General features: G+C 42.8%; 18 protein-coding genes. 3 read left to right on the plus strand and 15 right to left on the minus strand.

The genetic code is table 11. The annotated features are described in order from the left end of the window. The first annotated feature begins 75 nt into the window (after positions 1-75). On the plus strand, positions 76-1,407 hold the full coding sequence (locus C5N92_RS06305) for a rhodanese-like domain-containing protein (RefSeq protein ID WP_111749999.1): 1,332 nt from the start codon (positions 76-78) through the stop codon (positions 1,405-1,407). Between the two features lie 121 nt (positions 1,408-1,528). Here C5N92_RS06305 and C5N92_RS06310 read toward each other — a convergent pair whose 3' ends face one another. The 3 genes from C5N92_RS06310 to C5N92_RS06320 form a co-directional block, all read right to left on the minus strand. Next, entirely contained in the window at positions 1,529-2,107 is a 579-nt protein-coding gene (locus C5N92_RS06310; protein ID WP_111750000.1) for an NAD(P)H-dependent oxidoreductase, read from the minus strand. Positions 2,108-2,172: 65 nt separating this feature from the next. Next, entirely contained in the window at positions 2,173-3,531 is a 1,359-nt protein-coding gene (gene mnmE / locus C5N92_RS06315; protein ID WP_111750001.1) for a tRNA uridine-5-carboxymethylaminomethyl(34) synthesis GTPase MnmE, read from the minus strand. Between the two features lie 78 nt (positions 3,532-3,609). Next, entirely contained in the window at positions 3,610-4,170 is a 561-nt protein-coding gene (locus C5N92_RS06320) for an LOG family protein (protein ID WP_111750002.1), read from the minus strand. Between the two features lie 61 nt (positions 4,171-4,231). Between C5N92_RS06320 and C5N92_RS06325 the strand changes: the two genes are divergently transcribed. Next, complete coding sequence (locus C5N92_RS06325) at positions 4,232-4,546, plus strand: MazG nucleotide pyrophosphohydrolase domain-containing protein (RefSeq protein ID WP_111750003.1); 315 nt, start codon at positions 4,232-4,234, stop codon at positions 4,544-4,546. Between the two features lie 65 nt (positions 4,547-4,611). On the opposite strand, the gene C5N92_RS06330 is transcribed toward C5N92_RS06325, so the two are convergent. From C5N92_RS06330 to C5N92_RS06370, 9 genes are all read right to left on the minus strand, one after another. Next, positions 4,612-5,193: a NapC/NirT family cytochrome c gene (locus C5N92_RS06330; RefSeq protein ID WP_111750087.1), complete on the minus strand. Its 582-nt coding sequence runs from the start codon at positions 5,191-5,193 to the stop codon at positions 4,612-4,614. Between the two features lie 17 nt (positions 5,194-5,210). Next, on the minus strand, positions 5,211-5,639 hold the full coding sequence (locus C5N92_RS06335; protein WP_111750004.1) for a nitrate reductase cytochrome c-type subunit: 429 nt from the start codon (positions 5,637-5,639) through the stop codon (positions 5,211-5,213). Between the two features lie 18 nt (positions 5,640-5,657). After that, the gene (gene napH, locus C5N92_RS06340) at positions 5,658-6,536 is read right to left on the minus strand and encodes a quinol dehydrogenase ferredoxin subunit NapH (RefSeq protein ID WP_111750005.1); all 879 of its coding nucleotides are present in this window, start codon (positions 6,534-6,536) and stop codon (positions 5,658-5,660) included. Further along, on the minus strand, positions 6,536-7,279 hold the full coding sequence (napG, locus tag C5N92_RS06345; RefSeq protein ID WP_111750006.1) for a ferredoxin-type protein NapG: 744 nt from the start codon (positions 7,277-7,279) through the stop codon (positions 6,536-6,538). The genes napH and napG overlap by 1 nt, the downstream gene beginning before the upstream one ends. A 94-nt stretch (positions 7,280-7,373) precedes the next feature. Continuing rightward, entirely contained in the window at positions 7,374-9,866 is a 2,493-nt protein-coding gene (napA, locus tag C5N92_RS06350) for a nitrate reductase catalytic subunit NapA (RefSeq protein WP_111750007.1), read from the minus strand. A gap of 52 nt (positions 9,867-9,918) precedes the next feature. Beyond that, positions 9,919-10,194, minus strand: a complete 276-nt coding sequence (locus tag C5N92_RS06355) for a chaperone NapD (RefSeq protein WP_111750008.1) — start codon at positions 10,192-10,194, stop codon at positions 9,919-9,921. 4 nt (positions 10,195-10,198) lie between these two features. Further along, positions 10,199-10,726 carry a ferredoxin-type protein NapF gene (gene napF / locus C5N92_RS06360; RefSeq protein WP_111750009.1) on the minus strand — a complete coding sequence of 176 codons (528 nt, stop codon included), beginning with the start codon at positions 10,724-10,726 and terminating at the stop codon, positions 10,199-10,201. 175 nt (positions 10,727-10,901) lie between these two features. Then, complete coding sequence (ykgO, locus tag C5N92_RS06365) at positions 10,902-11,027, minus strand: type B 50S ribosomal protein L36 (RefSeq protein WP_005713329.1); 126 nt, start codon at positions 11,025-11,027, stop codon at positions 10,902-10,904. Positions 11,028-11,045: 18 nt separating this feature from the next. Beyond that, a complete protein-coding gene (locus C5N92_RS06370; protein WP_111750010.1) occupies positions 11,046-11,312 on the minus strand; it encodes a type B 50S ribosomal protein L31 in 267 nt (88 codons plus the stop codon). 214 nt (positions 11,313-11,526) lie between these two features. Here C5N92_RS06370 and rpe point away from each other — a divergent pair, with 214 nt between their 5' ends. After that, positions 11,527-12,201, plus strand: coding sequence for a ribulose-phosphate 3-epimerase (rpe, locus tag C5N92_RS06375; protein ID WP_111750011.1), 675 nt, complete (start codon positions 11,527-11,529; stop codon positions 12,199-12,201). A gap of 58 nt (positions 12,202-12,259) precedes the next feature. Here rpe and trkA read toward each other — a convergent pair whose 3' ends face one another. The 3 genes from trkA to fmt are packed head-to-tail and all read right to left on the minus strand — an operon-like array spanning position 12,260 to position 15,889. Next, complete coding sequence (trkA, locus tag C5N92_RS06380; RefSeq protein WP_111750012.1) at positions 12,260-13,636, minus strand: Trk system potassium transporter TrkA; 1,377 nt, start codon at positions 13,634-13,636, stop codon at positions 12,260-12,262. A gap of 1 nt (position 13,637) precedes the next feature. After that, positions 13,638-14,939, minus strand: a complete 1,302-nt coding sequence (rsmB, locus tag C5N92_RS06385) for a 16S rRNA (cytosine(967)-C(5))-methyltransferase RsmB (RefSeq protein WP_111750013.1) — start codon at positions 14,937-14,939, stop codon at positions 13,638-13,640. Beyond that, positions 14,939-15,889, minus strand: coding sequence for a methionyl-tRNA formyltransferase (gene fmt, locus C5N92_RS06390; RefSeq protein ID WP_111750088.1), 951 nt, complete (start codon positions 15,887-15,889; stop codon positions 14,939-14,941). Before fmt ends, rsmB begins: the two co-directional genes overlap by 1 nt. Between the last annotated feature and the right edge of the window lie 10 nt (positions 15,890-15,899).

The following is a 15,899-nucleotide window of genomic DNA, read 5'->3' on the forward strand; positions in this document are numbered from 1 at the left end:
TCAGCCTTCGGCAGCTCCCCCCGCAAGCAGGGGGAGCAAACGGTATCTCACTAAATTGAAACAAAAGGAAACCCTATGAAACTAAAACTTACCTTACTTGCAACATCATTAGCGGTTCTGACCGCTTGTAACGACAAATCGGTCAAAGAGATCGGCATTGATGAGCTGGTGAAAAACCTTGATAACCCTGAATTTGTGGTGGTCGATGGTCGTCAAGACAGCTTGTACAACGGCTTTAAAGACGGCGATGCTCAACGTGGCGGACATATCAAAGGGGCGGTGCAGTTTCGTTGCGACTGGTTGCCACAGATTACCGATGATAAATTTGACACCTTTGCAAAAAACAAAGGGATCAGCAAAGAGAAAACAGTGGTGATTTACGATACCAACGCAGAACAGCTGAGCTGTTTAAGCAAAAAATTTGCTGATAAAGGCTACAAAGTGCGTGAATTTAAAGCGTTCAAAGAGTATGCCAACAGCGACAAACCGCTTGATGCGTTCCCAAATTTCCAATACAGCGTATCACCTGAATGGGTGAATGCGGTGATCAAAGGCGAAAAACCTGAAACCTACGCCAACAACGATTTTATGGTGTTCCACGTGGGTTGGGGCCCAGTAGAGAAAGCGGAGAGTTATAAGCAACATATTCCAGGTGCGTTCCACTTCAACACAGACTGGGTGGAAAACGATCCCGTTTGGAACTTGTCCGATCCGAAAGTGATCGAACAAAACTTGCTCAAAGCTGGGATCAACAAAAACAAAACGATCATTCTCTATTCTGACAATCAACTCGCCGCCTACCGTATTTTCTGGGCATTGAAATGGGCGGGCGTGGAAGATGTGCGTGTGTTAAACGGCAACTTCGCTACTTGGACAAAAGCAGGTTTCCCAGCGGAAACAACCGTCAATACGCCAACGCCAGTGAGCAAATTTGGGGCGGTAATTCCTGTTAATCCACAAATCAACATCTCAATGCCAGCAGACGCAATGGCTCGCCAACAGCAAGGCTTGAAGCTTATCAGTAACCGAGCGTGGGATGAGTACACAGGTAAAATCAGCGGTTACAGCTATATACCAGGCAAAGGCGAACCACAAGGGGCAATTTGGGGCTTTGCGGGTACGGATTCGTCTAATATGGCGGACTACTACGATCTAGACGGCACATTGCGTAACCCGAATGAAATTTTTGCGTTATGGAAAGGGCAAAACATCAATCAAGGCGATCAATTAGCTTTCTATTGCGGTACAGGCTGGCGTGCAGGGGTTTCTTGGTTTATGACCCAATTAGCAGGCTGGAAAGATACCTACGTCTATGACGGCGGTTGGAATGCGTGGCAGATGGATTCTAACTTCCCTGTGCAAAAAGGCGCACCAAATAATATGCAAAAGCCAGATAGTAAGAATTAGGTAGTTATAGAAATGAGCAAGCGGTCAGTTTGGAATAGTCATTTGCAAATTTTATTCCATAACAGACCGCTTACTTGTAGAACAATGTATCTTATTCTTATAATCTTTACATCTAGCCTGTTTATGATAAAAAGATCTCTTGAGTGATGTGTTTAATTTTATTCAAAATCCCCTGATAATCTGTTGTCGATAAGCCAACTTCGCCAAAGTAATGCATATCAACTTTTTCAATACCACAGAAATTAAATAATCCATATCCAAGCGTATGCTCAAAGGCTTGTAGATAACCTTTTTGGCGATACTCTTCTACCGCATTTCCAAGGGTCACAAATTGTTGTACCCGCTTGTCGCCCAGTAAGCCAATACTTTTCTCTGTGCCATCTTTATAAGCAAAGCCATAGGCAATCACCCGATCAAGATAGCCCTTAAGAATTGCAGGAAAGCCCATCCACCAAAGCGGATAAATAAGCGTAATCACCTCAGCTTGCTGAAAATAGCGATGCTCTTCGGCAATATCTTCCGCATATTGATGTTGAATCGTGTTGCGGAACTCTTGCCATTCCAGTATTGGGTTGAAATTAAGTTGATAGAGATCTCGCACAATGACGTGATGATCGCCACTTGCCTTAATCACTTCTTCTAAAATAGCGTGATTAAAACTGTTTGGGTTTGGGTGAGCGTAAATGATTAAATGTGTCACAGCTGTCTCCTTATGTAACAAGCGGTCTGTTTTTGCAAAATATTGCAACGAACAGACCGCTTGTATTATTTGCCGATACAGAACGAACTAAAGATATTGCCGAGTAGATCGTCTGAGGTAAATTGCCCCGTGATTTCACTTAACGCATTTTGCACCATACGCAGCTCTTCGGCTAACAATTCGCCTGCATAGAATTGGGTCAGTTGAATATGCCCACGCGCTAGATGTTCCGCCGCTGTTTCAAGAGCCACTAAGTGACGGCGGCGAGCGATAAAGCCGCCTTCCGTTGAGCTTTGATAACCCATGGATTTTTTAAGGTGTTCACGCAGTAAATCCACGCCGACTTTGGTTTGTGCCGATAAGCGAATGACGGTGAAATGATCGACTTGAACCAAACTTTCCGTTTCGCCCGTTAAATCCACTTTATTGCGAATCACAGTAACAGGGATATTTTTCGGTAGTTTACTTAAAAATTCCGCCCATTCTTGTTGGAAATTATCCGCTTGCGATTCGTGGCTATCGATCATCAACAACACATGATCTGCCTGTTCAATTTCGTCCCAAGCCCGTTTGATCCCGATTTTTTCCACTTCATCGCTCGCTTCACGCAAGCCCGCCGTATCAATAATATGCAGTGGCATACCGTCGATATGAATATGCTCACGCAACACATCACGGGTTGTCCCTGCGATATCGGTTACAATCGCCGCTTCTCTGCCTGCCAAAGCATTCAGCAAGCTGGATTTACCTGCATTTGGCTTGCCTGCAATCACAACTTTCATCCCTTCACGCAAAATCGTGCCTTGCTTCGCTTCTTGGCGAACGCTGGCAAGTTGAGCAATGATTTCATTGAGTTTTGCTTCAATTTTGCCATCAGCAAGGAAATCAATTTCTTCATCGGGGAAATCTATCGCCGCTTCTACATAGGTACGCAGATAAATCACAGAATCTACTAACTCATTGATTTTATGTGAAAATTCACCCTGTAGAGATTTCAAGGCAGAACGTGCTGCTTGTTCAGATGTCGCATCAATCAAATCCGCAATGGCTTCTGCTTGAGCAAGATCGAGCTTATCATTTAAGAACGCCTGTTCAGAAAATTCGCCCGCTCGTGCAATGCGTACGCCTTTGACTTTCAAAATACGATTGAGCAACAGATCTAAAATGACCTGACCGCCATGCCCTTGTAATTCAAGGACATCTTCGCCTGTAAATGAGTTGGGCGCTTTGAAAAAGAGAGCGATACCTTGATCTAACACAGTACCGTCTTCATCTTTAAACGGCAAATAATCCGCCATGCGTGGTTTAGGGCATTTGCCCAACACGGCTTGGGCCACATCCGTCGCCAATGGACCTGAGACACGTAATATACCGATTCCGCCACGTCCAATCGGCGTGGCTTGTGCAACAATGGTTTCTTTCATTATAAGGAGTTAAGTTAAGAAAAATGGCACTATTGTACCTGATAAAAGCGGTGAGATTGAGACAAAATTTTACAAAAACTAATACTTTCTCACTTCAGGCGGTGTGTAACTTTTGATGAAATGATCGATTTCTATCAGATCATCTGAAAATAGGGTTTTCTCTCGATCCGCTTGAGTTAAAAAGCCCTGTCTGACCATATTATCAAAAAAGGCTTTTAAATCATTATAATAGCCGTCACTATTGAATAAAATACAAGGGTTATTATTCTGCCCGATTCTAGCCCATGAAATCACTTCGATAATTTCTTCCAACGTCCCCGGACCACCCGCTAACGCAATATAGGCATCACCTAGTTCAATCATTTTACTTTTACGTTCAGGCATTGAATCTACGGTTATCATTTGGGTTAAACCTTTGTGGGCTAACTCTCGTTCTTGTAAAAAGGTCGGCATAATACCGATTACTTCACCCCCATTTTCTAGAACCGTATTAGCCAATAAGCCCATCAAGCCTGCATTTCCCCCACCATAAACTAAAGTGTGCTGTTGCTGTGCAATCCACTTACCTAAAGCCATCGTCGCTTGTTGATGAGCAAGATTATTGCCAAGACTTGCCCCACAATACACGGTAATTTTCATTCCATTTTCTTCCTATTTTGTTAAAGTGTGCAAATAGTAACAAAGAATCGGAGAGAACAGAATGCACTTTGCAGAATATCAACAATGGGTCAGGGAATTTTACCAACAACAAAATTGGTATGAACGTGATGTCTTTCGTCGTTTAGCTTATTTAACGGAAGAAGTCGGCGAAGTCGCTTGTGCGGTACGTGCCATTGAAATCGGACGAGAACGTCCTGATGAAATTGAGCAAGATTTATTGCAGAAAAAAGAAAACTTAGTCGAAGAATTAGGCGATGTTTTTGATAACCTATTTATTTTGGCAGACAAATATGGCATTTCAATTGAAGAAGTCATGGAACGACATCAGAAGAAGTTTATTGCGAGATATCGATAAAACAAGCGGTCGGTTACGGATAAAAATTTGCAAAATTTCAACCAAAACCGACCGCTTATCTCATATTACTTCTCTGAAACAAATCCCGATTTTACACCATGCATACTTGGCAATTGGTGAGCGATACCTTTATGGCAATCAATACAGGTTTTGCCTTCTTTTTCAGCCATAGCATGCATTTTCGCTGCAACTGTTTTTTGCTGAGTAAAGTCCATATCACTGAAGTTGTGGCAGTTACGACACTCTTGTGAATTGTTTGCTTTCATTCGTTCCCATTCACGTTGAGCCATTTCTAAACGATGAGCTTCGAATTTTTCCTTGGTGTCCACTTTACCCGTTAAGTGTGCAAAAACTTCACGAGAAGCCACAATTTTACGAGTCCATTTTGGAATAAACTCGTGGGGTAAGTGACAGTCAGCACAGTCTGCTTTTACACCACTACGGTTTGAGTAGTGAACAGAAGCACGATATTCCGGTACAACATCGTTCATATGGCAACTTGAGCAGAACTCTTCAGTATTGGTATGTTCTAAGGCAACATTAAATCCGCCCCAAAATAAAATACCACCAAGCGCTGACACAGCAATTAAGAAACCAATACCAATCTTGCTTGGTGTTTTAAACCATGTCCAAAATTTTTTAATCAACTTAATCATGGTTACTCCTAGTTATTACCGTAGCCTTTCATCGGCTGGAATTCATTTGGTACGATAGGTTTCACATCTGCCATAGGCACGTGGCAAGATAAGCAGAAGTAACGGCGTGGTGCGGTTGCTCCCGCCACAACATTACCGTCACGATCGGTAAAGTGCGTTGGACTGATACGTGTTGCACCTGTTACACGTGATGCTTCAACGCTATGACAGTTTAAGCATTGGTTCACATTTTTAGTGACTTGATAACCTGCAACCGAATGGGGAATCATTGGTGGTTGGTTTACATAACTTAGTGCAGCTAATTCACTCTCTTTTGGCTCTTTATGGAACTCAGGTGTAATATTTTCTGCTGCCGCTTGAAAATTATTCCCCACAGGCTGATTTGCTATCGCTGATGCTGCAAAACAAGCAGCCAAAATAAATAGTGCTTTTTTCATTTGGTTCACTCCAACAAATTAATTCACCGACTTCACAGGAATGTCCTGTTTAAAGCGGTGAGTAAAGGTAAATACTTTTTCTGCACAAACATCAATACAACGTCCGCAGCTAATACAATCTTTAGAAAGCACAAGTAGGCTTTCATTATTCTTTCCGTGCAAAGGGGCGCGCAATACTTGGGGTTCTGGACAAACGTTATAGCAGTCCATACAGTTATCACAAAGGCTACGATCTTTTACTTTGATTCGTAATATCCCTTTTGCACCGATGATGCCGTAGGTTGCACCCACTGGGCAAAGATGTCCACACCAACCGTGTTCGGCAATGACGAGATCAAATAGAAATACCACAATCACGAGCCAAAGTGTTGCACCTAAGCCATAAATTAATGCCCGACCTAATGCTGCAACAGGATTAATCCACTCCCATAATAGTGAGCCACTGACAGCACTGCCGACAAGGATCATCGCTAAAATTCCGTAACGTAAATTACGAGATATTTTAGCACTTTGACGAATACCGAGTTTTCGTCTTAACCACGCAGCACTATCTGTCACCACATTTAGCGGACATACCCAGCCACAAAACACCTTGCTGCCTAAGAGAGCATAAATACCAACAATAACTAATGCGCCAATTAATGTAGTGATTTCAGGTAAATAGCCTGTTGCTAAACTCTCTGCCACAATGAGTGGATCGGACATTGGGATCACGTCAAATAATAGGCTACCCGAATAGTTGCCTTTTAAAATCCAGTATCCCCAATAAGGTCCAGACCAAAACATTAGCAAAATAGCCAGTTGGCTGACACGTCGCCAAAACAGAAAACGGTTTGCATACCAAAAGCCCCATTTTTCACGGGCTTCTTTACCCGCATATTTCGGTGAATTTGCCATTAGTTGCCCTCCGGTCTACGTGTTGGTAAGGTGATTAAACCTTCTGGAGCAAGAGATTTACCTGCTTTTTCAGCTTCTTGCCAGCCGAAGCGGTAATGTTGTCCAACCATACCTTTTGCCAGTGACATTGGTAACACCTTGATTGCCGCTTCTTCAAGTACACAAGCTTGTTCACATTTTCCACAGCCCGTACACGCATCTGAATGTACCGTTGGGATAAAGACAGTATGCAATTTTGTACGCTCGTTTTGGTGTCTCTCAAGGGTGATTGCCTTGTCTATTAATGGACAAACACGATAACAAACATCACAACGAAGCCCTTGCCAGTTCAAGCAGGTTTCGTGATCGAGTAACACGGCTAATCCCATTCGTGCATCATTAATATCATCTTGTGTTGCGTCCAAAGCACCACTTGGGCAGGCTTTGGCACAAGGAATATCAGGACACATTTCACAAGGCTTATCACGTGCAACAAAATAAGGTGTTCCAGCTTCTATTGGCGAAATAAGTGAAGCTAAATGCAACATATCGTGTGGACAAGCTTGTACACATTGTCCACAGCGAATACAAGCTGCTGCAAAGTCTTCTTCATTCGCTATAGCGAAAGGTGGGCGGACTGCCACCCCTTCACGAGCTAGGCTCTGCTTTTGCTGTAAACCCAAAATTAAACCAACGCCACAGACACCCGCTGCAGTTCTGGTCGCATTTTTAAAAAATTGGCGACGATTTTGATCGATTTTCATAACGCCCCTTTTGCAAAATTTTCGTGGAATCTGACCGCTTGTCAGATCTTTTGAATTGTTCCCCTTAATAAATAAGGGGAAACACTAGACAAACTTACGCTGCCTTTTCCACTTTAACCGCACATTTTTTGAAGTCGGTTTCTTTTGAAATAGGGTCTGTTGCATCTAAGGTGAGCATATTCGCCATCTGACCTGCATCAAAGAATGTCGTATATACTAAGCCCTCAGGGACTTTATTACGTCCACGAGTATCAATATGTGAAATCATTTCACCACGACGAGATGAGATCTTGATCTTATCACCGTGACGTAAACCACGTTTTTGAGCATCTGTTGGGTGCATCCAAACCACGTTGTTCGGGAATGAACGGTGTAATTCAGGCACACGGCGAGTCATAGAACCTGTATGCCAATGCTCTAAAATACGACCAGTACAGAGCCATAAATCAAACTCTGAATCTGGTGATTCTGCAGGTGGCTCATAAGGTGCAGCTAGAATGACTGCTTTACCATCTGGATTACCATAGAAGCGAACGCCCTCGCCTGCTTTGACATACGGGTCGTAACCCTCACGGTAACGCCATAAGGTCTCTTTGCCATCTACAACTGGCCAACGTAAACCACGAGAGTTGTGATAAAGATCGAATGGACCTAAATCGTGACCGTGACCACGACCGAATTCTGCATACTCTTCAAATAAGCCTTTATGTAAGTAGAAGCCGAAATGATGAGATTCATCGTTAAGCTGACCTTCCGCCAAATCACTTAATGGGAATTTATCGACTTGACCGTTTTTATAAAGCACTTCATATAATGTTTTGCCTTTATATTCAGGGTTTGCCGCTAAAATCTCGGCTGGCCACATCTCATCTGTTGTAAAGTATTTAGAAAACTCAACAAGTTGCCATACGTCTGATTTTGATTCACCTGGAGCTTTTACCTGCTGACGCCAGAATTGTGTACGGCGTTCTGCATTACCATAAGCACCTTCTTTTTCTACCCACATTGCTGTTGGCAGAATTAAGTCTGCTGAAAGTGCAGAAGCGGTTGGATATGGGTCTGAAACAACAATGAAGTTACCCTCTTTACGCCAACCTGGTAAACGCTCTTGATTTACGTTCGGACCAGCCTGAATGTTGTTGGTACACATAGTCCAAAGTACATTCATTTTACCGTCATGTAATGCACGGTCTTGGGCAATAGTGTCATATCCCATCACATCAGAAACGATACCAGCGGGTACTTTCCAGATTTTTTCTGCAGTTTCACGGTGTTTAGGATTGGTGATCACCATATCCGCAGGTAAACGGTGTGGGAAACAGCCAACTTCACGCGCTGTACCACAAGCAGACGGCTGACCTGTTAATGAGAATGGTCCACAACCTGGTAAAGAAATTTTACCTGTGAGTAAGTGCAAGTTATAAATTAAGTGGTTTGCCCATACACCACGCGTATGTTGGTTAATACCCATTGTCCAGAGCGACATCACTTTACGATCTTTATTCGCAAACTCTTTTGCGATCGCTTCTAACTGATGAACAGGTACACCTGAAAGCTCAGAAACATATTCCGCTGTATAAGGTTTAACTAATTCTTTAAACTCTTCAAAAGAAGAATCGTGCATTTTGCCTGCAGTTTTTACATTTTTCGCCGCTTTTTGTAACGGATGTTCTGGGCGTAAGCCGTAACCGATATCCGTTTCTGCACGTTTGAATTTAGTGTGTTTGTTCACAAAATCCCAATTAATCGCATCATTTTGCACTAAGTAATTTAATACATAGTTGAAAATCGCTAAATCGGTATTTGGTTTGAAAATAATAGGTACATCGGCTAACTCAAAAGAACGATGTTCATAAGTAGAAAGCACGATAACTTTGGTATTTGGGTTCGATAAACGACGATCTGATAGACGCGACCAAAGAATTGGGTGCATCTCCGCCATATTTGAACCCCAAAGGATAAAGGTTTCAGCTTGTTCAAAGTCATCATAACAGCCCATTGGCTCATCCATACCAAAGGTACGCATAAAGGCAACGGCAGCAGAAGCCATACAGTGACGAGCATTCGGATCGATGTTGTTAGAACGGAAACCTGCTTTCCATAATTTCACTTTAGCATAGCCTTCAAAAATGGTGGTTTGTCCTGAACTATACATACCAATCGCATTTTTTCCGTTTTTAGCCATCGCTTCTTTAAATTTTTCAGCCATGGTTTTGAATGCAACATCCCAAGAAACAGGCGTAAATTCGCCGTTCTTGTCATATTTACCGTCTTTCATACGCAACATCGGGCTTAACATACGGTCTTTACCATACATAATTTTTGGTAAGAAGTAGCCTTTGATACAGTTTAAACCACGGTTTACAAATGCTTCTGGGTCGCCTTGTGATGCCACAACACGACCATCTTTTGTTCCCACTAAAACACCACAACCTGTACCGCAGAAACGGCAAATGGTTTTATCCCATTTGATTGTGTTATCTGATGCCTCGACATTTTTGACAGGAATCGTCATACCAGCGGCAACCGCAGCAGCTGCTACAGCATTCGCTTTCATAAAGTCGCGACGACTTACATTTAAACTCATAAAATTGTCCCCACAGTTTAAGGATTAAATTGAACTCAGTTTAGTTCGTAACTTACGCATCTTGCTCGTGATAAATTAAAGAAAGATCTAAAACGCCTTCTAAATCACGAGCTTTTTCCATATTATCAAGCAGTTGCTGTTGATCTTCAGACTGCATCACCACAACTAACTTGCCTTTTGTTTCTTCAATCATTGGAATTTCCGTTTGCTCAATGGCTAATAGAGCTTGTTTGACCTGCTCAATTTTAGCCAATTCTGCCTGTACCACTAAGCCACATACGTGCCAAGTCGATACATCTTCAACACCAACTACGTTGTTATCACTCATATTATTAATACATCACTCGAATCATGGATGTAGGGCAGCTTGAAATACAAGCACCGCATCCATTACAACTCTCTAAATTGAGAAAAGGTTTGGCGATTGCGCCAATTTCACGTTTAAATCGAATTGCTCGACTTTCACAACTATCTTCACAACTACGGCATTCCACTCCACTAAATGCCATACAACTCTGTTGAATTTCCACTTTATGCTGCCAAGGCTCTTCATCAGTAGAACGAAAAACCTTTGCTTCACACGCCTTTACGCAAGCCTGACAAAACGTACATTCCCCACGCCCTTGCATAAAATCGACTTCTGGATAACCGCCTGCACCTTTCACTAAAAGGTGCGTTTCACAAGCAGAAATACACTTATTACAAGCGGTACATTGATTAAAAAAATTTGCAAGATCTGTCCAAGGTGCTCGAATGGCTTGATGCCCTTGCTGAGCCACTTTTTCATCCTGAAGTGATTTCAAAAAATGCCCACGCAAAAAGCTACGACGGGGAAGAGTTGTTTCAGTAATATTAGTCAAAAAAATAGTTTACTAAATAAGTAGGTTATTCATAAGTATCATTGTAACATTTATAAAACATAAAAAATGCAAATAAAATACATCTTATGAACTTTATTTGATAATAATCAATAAAAAGCGGCAAAAATGTTGTTATTTTCACCGCTATATAGTTGATTTTATAAGGATTTTGTGATTATCGTTGACGAGCTTTAAAACGTGGATTGGTTTTGCAAATCACATAAAGTTTGCCTTTACGACGTACCACCTGGCAATCTGGGTGGCGTGATTTCGCTGATTTAAGCGAATTTAAAATTTTCATTTTGTCTCCTTTTATCTCTTATTTTTTAGTGAGGCTTGAAATGCCTTTAAAGCGTTCGTTAAATTTGCTTGCACGACCTTCTGTATTCGCTTCACGGCGTTTACCTGTGTAAACAGGGTGTGATGCAGATGATGTATCTAACGGATAGAACGGATACTCTTTGCCATCTTCCCAAACCATTGTTTTGTTGGTTGCTGCACAAGAACGAATAATCCAACCTTGTTGTACACTACCGTCATAGAATAACACTTCACGATAATTTTCAGGGTGAATCCCTTTTTTCATAAATTCTCCTAGATAAATACTGGGTTTTATAACCATAAATTAAATATGGAAATAATTTTGCCTGAAATAAAATAAAAAAGCTATAATTTTTTTATGGTTTTTTGATGTTTTTTTCGACCTAAGTGAAATGAAATTATGAAATTGCGAACTAGATCGAGGTTTTACACTGTAAAATATGCTAGTCTAAGCTACTTTTCGAGAAGGAGATTTCACAATGGCAAAACAACCTTATCTTATCGCTCCATCTATTTTATCAGCCGATCTCGCTCGCTTGGGCGACGATGTTGCCGACGTGCTAAAGGCAGGGGCGGATCTCATTCATTTTGATGTCATGGATAATCACTATGTACCTAATTTGACCTTTGGACCTGCTATCTGCAAAGCCCTGCGTGATTACGGCATTACCTGCCCAATTGATGTGCATTTAATGGCAAAACCGGTTGATCGCTTAATTCCTGATTTCGCTAAAGCGGGAGCAAACATCATTACTTTCCACCCTGAAGCCACGGAACATATCGACCGTTCTCTACAACTTATCCGTGATCATGGCTGTAAATCAGGTTTGGTATTTAATCCAGCCACACCATTAAGCTATTTAGATTATGTGATGGATAAAGTCGATGTGATTTTGTTGATGTCGGTAAACCCAGGTTTTGGCGGACAAGCCTTTATTCCATCAACTTTGAATAAATTACGTGAAGTACGTCGTCGCATTGATGCAAGCGGTTTTAATATTCGTTTGGAAGTCGATGGCGGTGTGAAAGTCAATAATATCGCTGATATTGCTGAAGCAGGTGCAGATATGTTTGTCGCAGGTTCTGCGATTTTTGATCAACCTGATTATAAGGCAGTCATTGACCAAATGAGAGCTGAGTTGGCGAAGGTTTAATCAATAAAACAAGCGGTCAGTTTCTGCTAATTTTTTGCAAGAACTCACCGCTTGTCATTTATAGGAAGAATGCGCCCAGTTGGAAGAGTTTTTCCACTTCAACCGATTGTTTTTTATCATTCACAAACACAATGACATGATCACCTTCTTCAATTACCGTTGATTTGTGGGCAATTAATACATCCTGATTACGCATAATAGCGCCAATAATTGCCCCTTGTGGTAATTTCAGATCGCGGATTTTTCGTCCAACGACTTTAGAAGAATCTTGATCGCCATGGGCGATAATCTCAATGCCTTCTACCAAGCCCTGTTTGAGTGATGCCACATGCACAATATCCCCTTTTCTGACATGGCTTGATAATGCTGAAATCGTCGCCTGCTGTGGTGAAAGAGCAATATCAATCGTGCCGCCTTGAATTAGGTGCAGATACGCCATTCGCTGGACTAGCACGATCGCTTTTTTGGCACCAAGCCGTTTTGCCAAAAGAGAAGACATAATATTGGCTTCATCATCACTTGTTAAGGCTAAGAAAAGATCGATATTCTCAATATGCTCTTCAAACAGCAATTCTTCATCCGATGCATCTCCACATAGCACTAGTGTTTTAGACAATTTTGCCGCCAACTTCTCTGCCCGCTCTTTATTACGCTCAATCAGTTTCACGCTACATTTATCTTCTAACGCTTTTGCTAAGGCAGTACCAATATTTCCACCACCAATAATCATCACACGTTTATGTGGTTTTTCTAGGCGCTGTAACTCCGCCATGACGGCTTTGATATGCTGTGTCGCACAGACAAAAAAGACCTCATCGCCCGCTTCAATAATAGTTGAACCTTGAGGAATAAAGGCTTTTTCATGACGAAAAATAGAGACAATACGGGCTTCGATATGGGGTAAGTGATCGCTCAACGCTGAAACGGGATAACCAACCAAAGGACCACCATAATAGGCTTTTAAGCTCACCAAACTAATCAAGTCATCAGCAAAATGGGCAATTTGCAAGGCACCAGGATAATAGACCAGCCGTAAGATTTCCTCTGTCACTAGCAATTCAGGCGCAATAATATGGTCAATCGGCAACACATCATCATTAAACAGCGCTTCACGCTCACGTACATAGTCAGCATTACGAATACGGGCAATTTTGGTAGGAATATGAAACAACGTATAACCAATCTGACAAGCAATCATGTTGCTTTCATCATTGTTAGTTACCGCCACAAGCAGATCCGCATCACTCGCCCCTGCCTCACGCAAAATTCGTGGTGAGGCGACATTTCCTGTAATCACACGTAGATCGTGTTTATCTTGTAAAGGCACTAAACGACTCTGATCATGATCGATAATAGTAATATCGTTGTCATGATTTGCTAAATTTTCTGCTAATGTTGCGCCGACCTGCCCAGCGCCTAAAATGATGATTTTCATCTTAATTCACTTGTTTCATTAATTTTGCATAGAAAAAGCCATCGCCGCCATCAACCTGTGGCAAGAACTGTTTTTCTAACACTTTTTCACCGCCAAAATCCATTTCGACTAATTTAGCGTCAGGCGTATTGGCAATAAATTGTTGAATTTGCTGGCTATTTTCTTCAGGAAGAACCGAACAGGTGGCATAAAGCAATACGCCGTTTGGTTTTAGTCTTGCCCATAAAGCCTTTAAAATTTTCCCTTGTAAATCAGCAAGTTCGGCAATATCAGCTTCTTGGCGTAGCCATTTAATATCGGGGTGGCGGCGAATAACGCCTGTGGCGGAACAAGGGGCATCTAGCAAAATACGGTCGAACATCTCACCGCTTGCAAGCCACTGTTCAGGCTGACTGGCATCGCCACAGATTACCGTTGCGGTCTGATTTAAACGGGCGAGATTTTCTTTCACGCGTTGCAAACGGCTCTGTTCAATATCCAACGCCACCACACTCGCTTTCGGAGCTTTTTCCAAAATATGTGTAGTCTTTCCACCTGGTGCGGCACAAGCGTCTAAAATTCGTTCGCCGTTTTGTGCGTCCAACAACTCTGCCGACCACTGTGCGTGTGCATCTTGCACCGTTGCCCAACCTTGCTCAAAGTTCGGCAGTTGGCTGACCGACACCGCTTTAGCTAACGAAATGGCACAACCAGGTACGCAAGCGGTCAGATTTTCTCGATTTTTTGCAAGATCGCCCAACAACACTTCATAATCAGCACGGCGGCTATGTTGCTGATTAACCCTAATCCACATCGGCGGTTTTTGGTTATTTGCTTCAACAATTTCTCGCCAGTTTGGGTAGGCTTTTTTCAGCTTGTTCACCAACCATTCTGGGTGCAACGTCTGCCAGTGCTTATCCACTTTCGCCAAAATCGCCTCTTGCTCACGCAAAAAACGGCGTAACACGCCATTAGTTAATGCCCTAAAACTATCTAATTTCAAACACTTAGTCGCATTGACCACCTCATCCACAGCGGCGTGGGGCGGTACTCGCATATAGAGCAACTGATACAACCCGACCAACAACAAACAATGCACAGGGCGAGTTTTGCCTTTTAACTGCTTCTCGACCAACAATTTAATAATCGCTTCCAAACGGGGCAACACACGACACACGCCAAAGGTAATCTCTTGCACCAACGGCAAGTCTTTCGCTTCAACCTGCGATTGAGCCTCAGGAATAAGCGTGGCAAGGGATTTGCCCTGATCCAACACTTGCAAAATGATCTGTGCGGCAACCGCACGGGCTGAACCTTTTTTCATTAGAGAACCGTTCCTACCTTAAACCAGTCGCCACGTCCGTTTAAGAAATCTTGCACCGACATCGGCTTTTTGCCTGCAGGCTGAAGTTGCGTAATGTTCAACACGCCCTGTTGGGTTGCAATCTGGATACCGTTTTTATCCACCGCCAACACCGTGCCAGCGGTTTTCGCTTGATGTGGCAACACATCGGCTTGATAAACCTTAATCCGCTCTTCCACATCGTTCACCGTCAGCGTCAAATACGCCATTGGGGCAGGGTTGAACGCTCGGATATTGCGTTCAAGCTGACAAGCGGTGAGTTGCCAGTCTAATTTTGCTTCTTCCTTGCTTAATTTTTCTGCATAGTTGGCAAGTTCATCTTGCTGTTTTTCAGGCTTAAACTGACCGCTTGTCAAACCGTTCAACATCTCCAACAAGGCAGGCGGAGCAAGCTCGGCAAGTTTAGCGTAAAGGGTTGCTGACGTTTCCTTTGGCAAAATCGGCGTAGTGACTTTGTGCAACATATCGCCCGTGTCCAAGCCGATATCCATTTGCATAATGGTCACGCCCGTTTCCGTATCGCCCGCCCAAATCGACCGCTGGATCGGTGCCGCCCCGCGCCAACGTGGTAACAACGAACCGTGTACGTTCAAACAACCATATTTCGGTGCATTCAACACCGCTTCAGGCAAAATCAACCCATACGCCACCACAACCATTACATCGGCATTGAGTGCCTGCAACTCCGCTTGAGCATCTTCCTTGCGTAACGATTTCGGCTGATAAACGGGGATTTGATGTGCCTCCGCCAACTGCTTCACAGGACTTGCCTGCAACTTCTTACCTCGCCCCGCAGGTTTATCAGGCTGTGTATAAACAGCAATCACGTTATGTTCAGAGCCCAATAACGCTTGCAAATGGGTCGCCGCAAACTCCGGCGTACCCGCAAAAATAATGTTGAGTTTTTTCATATAATCAATA

Source organism: Glaesserella australis, from assembly GCF_003260095.1.
Lineage (GTDB): Bacteria > Pseudomonadota > Gammaproteobacteria > Enterobacterales > Pasteurellaceae > Glaesserella > Glaesserella australis.

What these genes read in the sequence shown, in the direction of transcription:
- C5N92_RS06305 (WP_111749999.1), top strand. Translation starts at nt 76, where the DNA reads ATGAAACTAAAACTTACCTTACTTGCAACATCATTAGCGGTTCTGACC.
- mnmE (WP_111750001.1), bottom strand. Translation starts at nt 3,531, where the DNA reads ATGAAAGAAACCATTGTTGCACAAGCCACGCCGATTGGACGTGGCGGA.
- C5N92_RS06320 (WP_111750002.1), bottom strand. Translation starts at nt 4,170, where the DNA reads ATGAAAATTACCGTGTATTGTGGGGCAAGTCTTGGCAATAATCTTGCT.
- C5N92_RS06325 (WP_111750003.1), top strand. Translation starts at nt 4,232, where the DNA reads ATGCACTTTGCAGAATATCAACAATGGGTCAGGGAATTTTACCAACAA.
- C5N92_RS06335 (WP_111750004.1), bottom strand. Translation starts at nt 5,639, where the DNA reads ATGAAAAAAGCACTATTTATTTTGGCTGCTTGTTTTGCAGCATCAGCG.
- napH (WP_111750005.1), bottom strand. Translation starts at nt 6,536, where the DNA reads ATGGCAAATTCACCGAAATATGCGGGTAAAGAAGCCCGTGAAAAATGG.
- napG (WP_111750006.1), bottom strand. Translation starts at nt 7,279, where the DNA reads ATGAAAATCGATCAAAATCGTCGCCAATTTTTTAAAAATGCGACCAGA.
- napA (WP_111750007.1), bottom strand. Translation starts at nt 9,866, where the DNA reads ATGAGTTTAAATGTAAGTCGTCGCGACTTTATGAAAGCGAATGCTGTA.
- C5N92_RS06355 (WP_111750008.1), bottom strand. Translation starts at nt 10,194, where the DNA reads ATGAGTGATAACAACGTAGTTGGTGTTGAAGATGTATCGACTTGGCAC.
- ykgO (WP_005713329.1), bottom strand. Translation starts at nt 11,027, where the DNA reads ATGAAAATTTTAAATTCGCTTAAATCAGCGAAATCACGCCACCCAGAT.
- C5N92_RS06370 (WP_111750010.1), bottom strand. Translation starts at nt 11,312, where the DNA reads ATGAAAAAAGGGATTCACCCTGAAAATTATCGTGAAGTGTTATTCTAT.
- rpe (WP_111750011.1), top strand. Translation starts at nt 11,527, where the DNA reads ATGGCAAAACAACCTTATCTTATCGCTCCATCTATTTTATCAGCCGAT.
- trkA (WP_111750012.1), bottom strand. Translation starts at nt 13,636, where the DNA reads ATGAAAATCATCATTTTAGGCGCTGGGCAGGTCGGCGCAACATTAGCA.
- rsmB (WP_111750013.1), bottom strand. Translation starts at nt 14,939, where the DNA reads ATGAAAAAAGGTTCAGCCCGTGCGGTTGCCGCACAGATCATTTTGCAA.
- fmt (WP_111750088.1), bottom strand. Translation starts at nt 15,889, where the DNA reads ATGAAAAAACTCAACATTATTTTTGCGGGTACGCCGGAGTTTGCGGCG.